This window comes from Salegentibacter tibetensis (assembly GCF_020164485.1).
Taxonomy (GTDB): Bacteria; Bacteroidota; Bacteroidia; order Flavobacteriales; family Flavobacteriaceae; genus Salegentibacter; species Salegentibacter tibetensis.
The window spans coordinates 35947-45803 of sequence record NZ_JAIQZA010000036.1; the positions used below are offsets into that span (position 1 = coordinate 35947).

11 protein-coding genes are annotated in these 9857 nt (G+C 40.5%); 7 read left to right on the forward strand and 4 right to left on the reverse strand.

Annotated features, from left to right (window positions below):
• Positions 1–7: 7 nt before the first annotated feature.
• From LB467_RS15625 to LB467_RS15655, 7 genes are all read left to right on the forward strand, one after another.
• On the forward strand, positions 8–292 hold the full coding sequence (locus LB467_RS15625) for a hypothetical protein (protein WP_224474989.1): 285 nt from the start codon (positions 8–10) through the stop codon (positions 290–292).
• Positions 279–2681: a TraG family conjugative transposon ATPase gene (locus LB467_RS15630; protein ID WP_224474990.1), complete on the forward strand. Its 2403-nt coding sequence runs from the start codon at positions 279–281 to the stop codon at positions 2679–2681. Before LB467_RS15625 ends, LB467_RS15630 begins: the two co-directional genes overlap by 14 nt.
• A 29-nt stretch (positions 2682–2710) precedes the next feature.
• Positions 2711–3292, forward strand: coding sequence for a conjugal transfer protein (locus tag LB467_RS15635; protein ID WP_394371822.1), 582 nt, complete (start codon positions 2711–2713; stop codon positions 3290–3292).
• The gene (locus LB467_RS15640; protein WP_237690456.1) at positions 3292–4137 is read left to right on the forward strand and encodes a hypothetical protein; all 846 of its coding nucleotides are present in this window, start codon (positions 3292–3294) and stop codon (positions 4135–4137) included. Before LB467_RS15635 ends, LB467_RS15640 begins: the two co-directional genes overlap by 1 nt.
• A 106-nt stretch (positions 4138–4243) precedes the next feature.
• Positions 4244–4858, forward strand: a complete 615-nt coding sequence (locus LB467_RS15645) for a conjugal transfer protein TraK (protein WP_224474991.1) — start codon at positions 4244–4246, stop codon at positions 4856–4858.
• A gap of 11 nt (positions 4859–4869) precedes the next feature.
• Positions 4870–5841: a conjugative transposon protein TraM gene (gene traM, locus LB467_RS15650; RefSeq protein ID WP_224474992.1), complete on the forward strand. Its 972-nt coding sequence runs from the start codon at positions 4870–4872 to the stop codon at positions 5839–5841.
• 11 nt (positions 5842–5852) lie between these two features.
• A complete protein-coding gene (locus LB467_RS15655) occupies positions 5853–6686 on the forward strand; it encodes a DUF4138 domain-containing protein (RefSeq protein WP_224474993.1) in 834 nt (277 codons plus the stop codon).
• 60 nt (positions 6687–6746) lie between these two features.
• On the opposite strand, the gene LB467_RS19465 is transcribed toward LB467_RS15655, so the two are convergent.
• From LB467_RS19465 to LB467_RS15670, 4 genes are all read right to left on the reverse strand, one after another.
• On the reverse strand, positions 6747–6857 hold the full coding sequence (locus LB467_RS19465) for a Fic family protein (RefSeq protein ID WP_394371823.1): 111 nt from the start codon (positions 6855–6857) through the stop codon (positions 6747–6749).
• A gap of 108 nt (positions 6858–6965) precedes the next feature.
• Positions 6966–7943 (reverse strand): nucleotidyl transferase AbiEii/AbiGii toxin family protein, encoded by a 978-nt coding sequence (locus LB467_RS15660; RefSeq protein ID WP_224474994.1) that lies wholly within the window; start codon positions 7941–7943, stop codon positions 6966–6968.
• On the reverse strand, positions 7943–8668 hold the full coding sequence (locus LB467_RS15665; protein ID WP_224474995.1) for a DUF6088 family protein: 726 nt from the start codon (positions 8666–8668) through the stop codon (positions 7943–7945). Before LB467_RS15665 ends, LB467_RS15660 begins: the two co-directional genes overlap by 1 nt.
• 101 nt (positions 8669–8769) lie before the next feature.
• Positions 8770–9857, reverse strand: a 1088-nt coding sequence (locus LB467_RS15670; protein ID WP_224474996.1) for a type IV secretory system conjugative DNA transfer family protein, incomplete at its 5' end; no start/stop codon positions are given.

Consider the following 9857-nt stretch of genomic DNA (forward strand, 5'->3'; position numbering starts at 1 on the left):
AATCATTATGAAAAAATATTTCCCTTATAGAAACATTCGAAAAGGCGCGGTCATCTTCGGGCTTTCCCTTCCCTTTTTCGCCCTGATGATGCTATCTATTATCGCATCCCTGTTGGTGATTATTTTCTCCTTCAGCCTGGGTGTGATAATAAGTACCCTGCTCTTTAATACAGGATTATATGTCGGACTTAACCGTATCAGCAGGCTCCTGGAATTTCTACAAATGACCGGGGCATTTCCAAAGATCATCAGTAACAAAAAAGATTCAGGTATCGATTATGAAAAAAATTAAGCTTTCCTCCTACTGGCCGATTACAGACATTCGGGATAATGTTATTTTTTCCGGTAATGGTAATGTCGTGTTATGTTACCGGCTCGATCTGCCTGAAATTTATTCCCTCTCAGAGAAAGATTTTGAAGACCTACACGCCACCTGGTTCCAGGCGATTAAATCCTTACCGGAGGGTACGGTTGTGCATAAACAAGATATTTATGAGAAAAAGACATTTTCTGCAGAGGGCCTTCCAAACAAAACCTTCTTAGAAAAGTCCACCAGCGATTATTTTAAAGAAAGAGAATATTTGGAACATAGATCTTTATTATTCTTTACCCTGACCAGAAACAAAACTTTAAACAACTCTAAATACGTAAATCCTTTCCAGAAGGTCTCCAAAGGCATCATCAGAGAACTGGATACTAACCTGCAAAACTTTACCAGCTCGGTAAATGATTGTGTTTCCTTTATAGCTAACAGCCGAAAAATTTCCATAAAATCATTACAACCAGAAGAGATCACAAACTTTACTACCGAATACTTCAATGGTTTTAATGAAGGCTTCGATACCGATATCCTGTTGGATAAAAAACATATTCAAACCGGGGACCATTATTTTGAAGCCCTGGCCATCAACAGCGAGCTGTGCTTTGGCGAAAGGGTACAGACAAGCAAAACCAATGAGAAATTCACATCCGATGATTTTGTATTCCATCAGGGGTTTATTGATGGGCTGGGGCTTACTTTAAATGAAAATCATATTGTCAACCAGATTCTCTACCTGGATGATAAACTCAAGTGGCGCAAGCTACTAGATAAAAAAGTGGAAGAGCTTAACAAGAGTTCCAATTTTGGCTCTCAGAATAAGGTTGTGCTTGGAAAGATCCAGGAAATCCTGGAGAAAATCAATAGCGATGATAACGCCAGGATCATACGTGGCCATCTCAATGTAGTCTTTTGGGAGAGCAATCCCAATAATTTAAAGAGAATCGCCTCAAAGATTAAGGCAGAGTTTAAAGAACTGGATATCACCCCTTATGCCCCCCGAGGAGAAGAACGAAAGAATTATCTGCTTAACAGTTACTGCTGCTTTTCTTCCAATTTTTCCGAGGAAGATCTTTATGTAACCGATTTAAAACACGCTTTATGCTTATTTATCAATAACACCAACTATAAAACAGATGCTACCGGCATTATCTTTAATGACCGCGAGCATAATATCCCCGTACTTAAAGATGTATGGGATGAAGAGAAGAAACGGATCAAGGCGCGCAATTTTGCCATTTTCGCCCCCACGGGTGAAGGGAAATCCTTTTTGGCCAATAACATTCTTCGCCAGTATTTTGAAAACGGGGTCCGGCTGGTCATTATAGACCTGGGAGGATCTTATACCAAGTTCGCAAAGCTCTATCCCGAACAATACACAGTTTTACGCTATGAGAGTGGCAAGAGTTTAGGGATTAATCCATTTTATATATCCAATCCCGATGATATAGGCCCTGAACGGTTGGAGGATTTATCGGTGTTCCTATTGGAGCTGTTTGCTTCTGATTTAAAAGTAACTAAGGCACAATCCGTAGCCATAAAAAAGATTCTACGCTACTATTACAAAAACACCTCAGAAGAGCATTCCTTAGATAGTTTTTACCGTTTTATCGAGCAACAAAAAGATCAGCTGCTGGAGAACCTTAAAATCCATCCCGACTACTTCAATATTACCAGCTTTTTGCACGTGCTCTCGGAGTATGTCGGCGACGGTCTATATAGCTTTCTATTTGAAGTCAGCGAAGATCAAACCTATAAGATCGAAGATAAGCGATTGATTGTTTTTGAACTCGACGAAGTAAAGGACAATAAAGAGATCCTCTCGGTGATGCTCAAACTGATCAAATCGGCTATCCAACGCACCATCTGGAAGAACCGGGCCGAAAAAGGAATTATCCTCTTTGATGAATTTGCCAAGCAGCTGAAATTTGAAAATGTCCTGGAAAGCGTGGAATTCTACTACCAGGCGATTCGTAAACAAAACGGGGCCATTGGAATCATCCTACAATCCATAAACCAGCTTCCTAATAACGCTACTTCCTCAAGCATCCTGGAAAACACCCAGGTGACCTATAGCCTGAACAACGAAAAAGGTTATGATGAATTAGCCCGTCGCCTTAGCCTTTCCAGCCACGATCTCAATCAACTCAAATCCATCAGGAATAATCTAACCGGCAAACGCAAGTACACCGAGATATTCATAAAAATTGGCAAGGAAAGCAACATTTTCCGCCTGGAAGTTCCCCCGGAAGTCTATGCCGCCTACCTCACTGACGGCAGCGAAAACGCCCGCATAATGCGGATTTATAAAAAAACAAAAGATATGGAAAAGGCTATAAAGGAATTCATCACGCAATCCTAAATACTCATTAATATTTAAAACAATTCGATATGAAAAACAATCACAAAACCTGGATACTAACACTGGCCTTGGCCTTATTTTCATCTGGCCACATTGTGGCCCAGGGGATGCCGGTGTATGATAATACGAACTTTGTAAGCCTGGTCAAATCCCTGGTGGAATCGGCCAAGCAAACCGCCAACCTGGTCAAGACCGTGAACTTCTTAAAAGCACAGAAGGAAAATATTGAAAAGGTCAATAGCGTAGTGCAGGATCTAAAAGCCGTCCGGGAGATCGGGCGGAATAATCAGCACCTTATTACAGTTATGCAGCATGACCTTCGGGATATTTTGAATTCTCCTTATATCAAGCCAGAAGAAGTAAGCCGTGTTACCGAATCCTTCAATGCGGTGGTTGAAAACTCCCTGGAGACCGCAAGCTTTATCGATGAGATTTTATCGAGTGACCATTTAAAAATGAGTGATGCCGAGCGGGCTGAAATTTTAAAACAAAAAGAACTCGAGTCCAAAGAAATGGTCACCGATGTGCGGCTAAAGACTAAGCGCTACCGCGAGATCATTTCCTTTAGGAAAATGCAGGATAAGATCAATAACCGGGAAACAGGCTTTTGATGATTAGCGGGGTAATCATACTGGCTGTAGGCGTCGAATATATCGATAGCGTTTTCCAAACCATCCAGGAGAGCGAGTTTTCAAGATACACCATCGTAGGCATGAAGACTTTGGCGGTGCTCTTCTTTTTGGTGAACATCCTTAAAAAATACAATGAAGGGGTGGCCGACAGACAGGGCTATACCTGGGGGCTTTCACCCGAGGATCTGGCTAAAAACTTTGCGGTCGTACTGCTGGTTATTTTCTCAACCCAGATCCTGGGGTTCCTTGACAATATTCTTGTGGCAATTGAAAACCAGTACCGCGACACAGCCCCTGCCCTATTGCCCCTGCAAATGCAGGAGATTCCCATCGAGGAAGATGTTTCCCCTATGGGGGCGATGCGTAAAGCCATGGCTTTACTTTATGAAGCCCTGGTGACTCCCCTCTACGGCTTTAAAACCTTTGCATTTCTAATCAGCCTGTTTTTATGGATCCTTGATTTATTCATCTACCCGCTATTTTTGGCAGAGCGTTATTTCCTCCTTGGGATTATGCAGGCCTTTTTTCCGTTGGTGATTAGCCTGGCCGTATTTGAGAAATTCCGAACGATGGCCTATGGGTTTTTTAGGTTGTATGCGGCGGTATATATGCTGGTTCCCGCCTTCTTCCTGGTAAATGTTTTTATCAATGTTCTTTATACCGAAATCAATACCAATTTCTGGCAAAACCTATTCGGTACGGATTACGGAAGCGGCTTTTTTACACCGGTGGTAGAACTGGGTTCGATAGTATTTATCGTGTTTTTAAAATTCAAACTCTACCGGCGTGCCATTTCTTTTACCCTGAGACTGTTCACCACGTGAAGCCCATAATCCCGAAATGAATTCGGGACAAGTTGGGCATTTAAAATAGCCTAATCAATAGTAAGCGACATAAAAATATTAAATCATTGAAAAAAATATTTTAAAAATGAAAACACCTTATAAAAATATCTATTCGGTATTAAAGCTAAACCGCTTTATCGTGCTGGTCGTAGTGCTCTGCTCGATGTTTTGCAGTGTGTTTGCAATTTGGATGGCCCTCTCAACCAGAAACAAAGCCTTGAACAGTGCCTTCGCCATCAATACCGACGGCAGTATTATTCCTTTAAAACTGGTAACCCAGAAAGAAAACTTCCGGGTAGAAGCCCTGGCCCATTTGGAGCTGTTTCACACCTACTTCTATAATATCGATGCCAGCAATTACGAGAAAAATTTGGAAAAAGCATTATGGCTGGGCAATAGTTCGGTAGACAACCTTTACAGGCAAAAAAAAGCCGAAGGAGTGTACAATCGCTTATTGCAATATTCACTGGTTCAAAAGGTATTGAGTATTGAATCTCAGCTCGAAGAAAGGGAAGATTCGTATCATTTTAGGACCACGGTTATTTTCGAGATCAACCGCGGCAGTATTGTCGATACCTATGAGCTGATTTCCACAGGAAAACTGCTCATCGTAGATCGCCACTTCCCCCATAACCCACACGGACTACTCATCACAGATTATTTTGAAAACAGCTTAAGAAAAATACTCCCACAAAAATAAAACTACAACGGATGAAAATAGAAAAAAACAAAATAGTATTTATCAGCGTCCTTTTGGTCATTGTGATATTTCTTATCACATATACCCTGATGATCATGGATAATGACCAGGATGAAAATGAAAATCTAAGACAAACCGAAGTTCCGGCCCTGGAAGAAGAAAGCCAGGAAACTTACGATTCCAAACTGGAGGCAATTGACGATCTCAAAGAAGTTCGGGAGAAGAGTGCGCCGAGTATTTACGATGAAAAGCTTATTGATTCTTTAGGCTACTATGACACCGAGCTGTTGGAAAAGGAAAAAGAGCGCAAGATAGATAGCATTTATGAGCTGGGACAAACCAGATATGAGCAAATAACGAAAATACCCAGCCCACCTGAGAGTAACAGTCCTACCCAAACAAAAAGACCTTCAAAGGCAGATACAACAGAAACCCGGGAAGCGCAAAAAATAGAAGCCAAAGAAATGGGATTAGAGCATCAATTATTCTTTGCATCTGCACCTAAGAAGCCCGAGCCTGATATAACAGGTGCTACCGATAAGGAAATTAAAGTAGTGGTCGACGGCACCCAGGTAATCAAAGCCAACTCCAGGCTACGGATGCGGCTTGCCCATCCTGCCAGGATCGGTGTTAAACTTATTCCTAAAAACACCCCGGTTTTCGGTTTTGTCAGTTTTCAGCCCAATCGGGTCCTTATCGAGATTCAAAATATCAATAACCATCCCTCCAGCCTAAAAGCTTTTGATCTTGAAGATGGTAGTGAAGGCATTTATATCGAGAATAATTTCCGGGCAGAAGTTACAACGGAAGTCCTGGATGATGTGATAAGCGATATCAACATCCCGAGCGTGCCACAAGTTAGTGGAATAAGTAAAGTATTCCGGCGCAATAACCGGAACGTAAAAGTCACCATACTTAATAATTACAGATTGATCTTAAAAGCCGATAAGCCCGGAATAAACTGGGGAACTGCTAACCAATAAAAACGAATCTAATGAAAAACTATATTTTAATCACATCCACGCTACTGGTGTTTGCTTTTACCAGTGCTCAAAATCAGGAAAAGCTGGACACTATTTACGCCAATGATGATAAAAATGTGGCGCTATTTTTCCCTGAAGCAATCAACCAGGGAATTACCGGTGCTGAGCATTTTGTTTTTAATTATAACCGGGAAAAGCAACAGCACTTTGGACTACTGCAGGCCAAGGCCGGAAAAGAAAGTAACTTGCTTATTATCGGGGCAGATGGATCGGTCTTCTCCTATATCCTGAAATACAAAAAACAACTTTCCAGGCTGAATTATTTTATCGCGAAAAAGGAAAGCATCGGGAAAGAAAAGCCTGTTGTTAGGGATTCGGTTAATGACGAAAACCCGCAAAAGGACTTAAGTAGTAATAAAGATCATCTCCGTAGATTTTGTAGCTACCTGCTTAGTAAAAAGCAACGCATAAGACGGATCAAAAAACGCAAGCACGGCATAGTTCTAAGCGTTGATAATATCGTTTTTAATAAGGGGCAGCTCTATTTTGTGATCAAAATTGAGAATAATTCCAACCTGGATTATGACCTCAATTTCTTAAAACTGGCCATTGAAACGCGCAAAAAGGGAAAGAAGAAATCCCTCCAGCGTCTATACCAGCAGCCCGTTTTCAAGTATAGCTTACCGGCTAAGATTGGAAAAAACCAAACCGAAAAAATGGTATATGTACTGCCAAAATTTTCATTATCCAATGATAGAAGAGCAATTTTGGAACTCAATGAAAAGCGCGGGGAACGAAATTTAAAACTAAAGATATCGCATCGGTTTATTAATCACCCAAACTAGTGAACTTAATAAGCACCTTACTATAAAGATTTAATTATTTAGCTTTCTTGCCCCGTACCGTTACCTATATCGTTGTTTGCTACTTTGTGATTTTTCAGGAAGAGTCATTTCAATCAATCTCTCCGTAAGAAAAGGTTGCAATTCATTTGTGCTATCTTCTCCCCTAACCACAGTAAAGAGGTCTTCTTGAACTTGCGGGGTACTTTGGTTACCGGAATAGCGCTCAGGTTGTTAATTTTAAAATTTAATTAGCCTCTTGGTTAATTTTGACCGGTAATTTCAAATCACCCATTTTACTTCTTTTAACCTTACCGCAATCCTCATCAGGGATTGTAACACCTCCCTCTCTTCAGGAAGGTCTCCGGTTAGCAGCTCCCTAAAAGCACCAGAATAAGTTTTGCTTAAGGATTTCCAAACTGCCTCCGTTTGGCTAAAGAACAGGGATTTGGATGGATGTGCTGATAACCACTCCTTATCATTGGGGATGGCCTTATCATCATCTTTCCCCACTTGCAGCAACATTTTTTCAAAATCATCTGATTGCAAAAACGAAGAAATTTTATCTCGTTGCAGCAGTTGGTGTAAATCGTAGGTATGGCGAACCTTATCAGTTAAATCTTCCAAAGGTTTTTCCGTATAAGAAAACCTAACCAGGCTTATTATTTTTTCACAAAATGTACGCTCTATACTTAATACCGTAACCTTAAAGGGTTCAAGTTGATATTCATTGATAAGATCTATATTATTAGTCGTGGCAATAAATGCCGTAATCATAGAGTGAACACTTACTCTCTCTGAAGGATGGGATTTGCCCAGACTTGAAGCTTCCACTACAATATGATCCCGGACTTGGCCGAATGCCCCCTCCACGCCTGCTTTATCATAACCATACACCAGTTTTCTAATTTTCCCTCGTTTGTTTTCCAAAGGATGGTTGGGAATTGCGGTCATAACCGGTTCCAGAACACCAGTGACTTTTTTGAGTTTTCGTTTTAGAGAATTATCGGTTTCCCCAGTATCTTTTATGACGACCAAATCAATATCTTCCGAAAAGCGCTCAATAATTCCGAAGCATTTGGAAAGAGATGTTCCACCTTTAAACACTGCGAGCTCCCTGGTTGATTCATTGGTAAAAATCTCTTTAAGAGCAAAAGTAACCCAATAGTCTTTTTCCACATAGATTTCAGAAATCCCTAAATGTTGGGCAGTAGCTACAATAGCTCCTTGAAATGCAGCTTTATAATTATGTAATTTCATCAGGAAATATTCCAGTTTGAGCTCGTGGTTAATATTTTTTCGGATATTCCGAATTCATAATTACTTAAAGAATTAATGGTTCTTTTAAGCGGTTCACTTACCTCCTTAAAAGAAATTGATTCAAGAAGAGCACCTAAAAATGCCCTCACTTTTGGAGGATAGGATATAGCAAAATTGACCAATTTAATTTTATCGGTATCAGAAAGCTCTTTAATTTTTTTCTTTAAAAAATCAACACCCTTCTTTTTGTCCATATCCGGGATCTTCTTAAAGTCCTTCATTACATCCAGTAATTGCAAGAAAGGAATATTTTCTTTTGAAACAGGAATATAGCTTCTGGCAGGCTTTACAACAAGGTTTCCTATCCTGGTTTTTATCACTTTATTCCAACTGGCCACCCTTAGGCTTGTAGAGATTTGAGTAGTAAGGCCAAATTCATTATACAAACGAAGGCCTGTTATGTATGCAATTTGCTTACCGTTTTCAAAAAGATAGTTATAAAGTAATTCTTCCTCACTTGGTTTTACTTCTCCAAAAATAGTTTGTTTAGGCTTATAATACATGCCATTTTTATATCTTTTAATCACACCCCTGGCAGCCAACCTACTTAAAGCTTTTGCAGCAGCAGAGAATTCATTTTGGGGAATAGATAAGCTCTCGTAAGTAAATACTTTCCCGGTATTTATTAGATCTACTTTAGATTTTATGGATGTCGCAATATTCATAGCACGACAAAGATAGTGAATTAGATCACTAATTGTCAAGTTTTTTAAAGTATTTACTTGACACATAATGAGAATGAAATTATAACCAGAAGTATATTGCGCTACCCAAATATTGATTTGGCATCCTTATATACCTGTTCAAAATTAGCTTCCAAATCAGCTTTAGAATAGCGTATTTGATCTTTAGCCCCAGGTAGTTCACGCCTAATACTCTGCCATTCAAACTGCACTTTTTTATCCTTTCCATCCGCGTAGGTTATAAACTCTCCTTCTCTCAGTCTAAAGAAAACATCGGCACGGATTTTTGGGATTTCCTTCTCTCCGGTGGTAACCCGGGTATCAAAATCAAGGCTATACCCGCGGTTCACACTGGTAGTAGGTTTCTTCACAATTTCAAAAAAACGTTCGTAGTATTTTGCGGTATCAGGGTCGTTGACCTTTCCAAAAAACTGGTAGGACAGGTTACTTAAAATTGCTTTGCTAGCTTTTTCTCCATACATCATATCGTTTTGGATCTTATCCTGCATCACATAGATAGTCGCGATATCATAACTGCGAAGTGTTGCCGGAATCCGGTGCATATTAAGCAGGCGAATAGTTGGCGCCTCTTCCATAAGCAAGAAAGAAGCTTTGGAATTACGAACACTCATTTGTTTGGTAATGGTATGGATGATCGTGGCTATGACCGGTGAGTATGAAGCTTCGTATTTAGGGTTGTTTACTACGGAAATAACTGCAGGGTTGTCTTCTTTATTAATATGAAGTGGTACCTCATCTTTAGAAAGTACCATAAAAATCTGTTGGGTACTGATCCGTTTAAGGGCATTTGCCAGGGTACTTTTTACCCCGGCCGTTTGTCGCTCGGAGTCCTTCCCACTGATAAAGGCATCGGCCATTGCTCGGGAGGTGGTATTGGTTTCCAAAAACTGGATAAGGCTATCGGTATCCAGGTATTGGTAGATAGCGATAAGGTGGGGGAGCGTACAATACTCCGGATACGTCGTTTTTAATTTCCAGATCAGTCCCCCGATCAAACCCTCGGCGGCATCGTTAAAAAATTTAGTAGTTCCCGAGGGGCCGGATTCCCGTTGCTCTAGCAGGTTTTCCACCAGTACCCGGGAAACTTCATTCACGCTTTCCTCGTTCTCCAGGTATTGTGGGGCAATAGGATTGACCCGATGGAAGATAT

Excerpts from the sequence above, each read along its gene's own strand:
- LB467_RS15660 (WP_224474994.1), bottom strand. The coding sequence starts at position 7,943 with ATGAAATTACATAATTATAAAGCTGCATTTCAAGGAGCTATTGTAGCT.
- LB467_RS15625 (WP_224474989.1), top strand. The coding sequence starts at position 8 with ATGAAAAAATATTTCCCTTATAGAAACATTCGAAAAGGCGCGGTCATC.
- traM (WP_224474992.1), top strand. The coding sequence starts at position 4,870 with ATGAAAATAGAAAAAAACAAAATAGTATTTATCAGCGTCCTTTTGGTC.
- LB467_RS15630 (WP_224474990.1), top strand. The coding sequence starts at position 279 with ATGAAAAAAATTAAGCTTTCCTCCTACTGGCCGATTACAGACATTCGG.
- LB467_RS15640 (WP_237690456.1), top strand. The coding sequence starts at position 3,292 with ATGATTAGCGGGGTAATCATACTGGCTGTAGGCGTCGAATATATCGAT.
- LB467_RS15665 (WP_224474995.1), bottom strand. The coding sequence starts at position 8,668 with ATGAATATTGCGACATCCATAAAATCTAAAGTAGATCTAATAAATACC.
- LB467_RS15635 (WP_394371822.1), top strand. The coding sequence starts at position 2,711 with ATGAAAAACAATCACAAAACCTGGATACTAACACTGGCCTTGGCCTTA.
- LB467_RS15645 (WP_224474991.1), top strand. The coding sequence starts at position 4,244 with ATGAAAACACCTTATAAAAATATCTATTCGGTATTAAAGCTAAACCGC.
- LB467_RS15655 (WP_224474993.1), top strand. The coding sequence starts at position 5,853 with ATGAAAAACTATATTTTAATCACATCCACGCTACTGGTGTTTGCTTTT.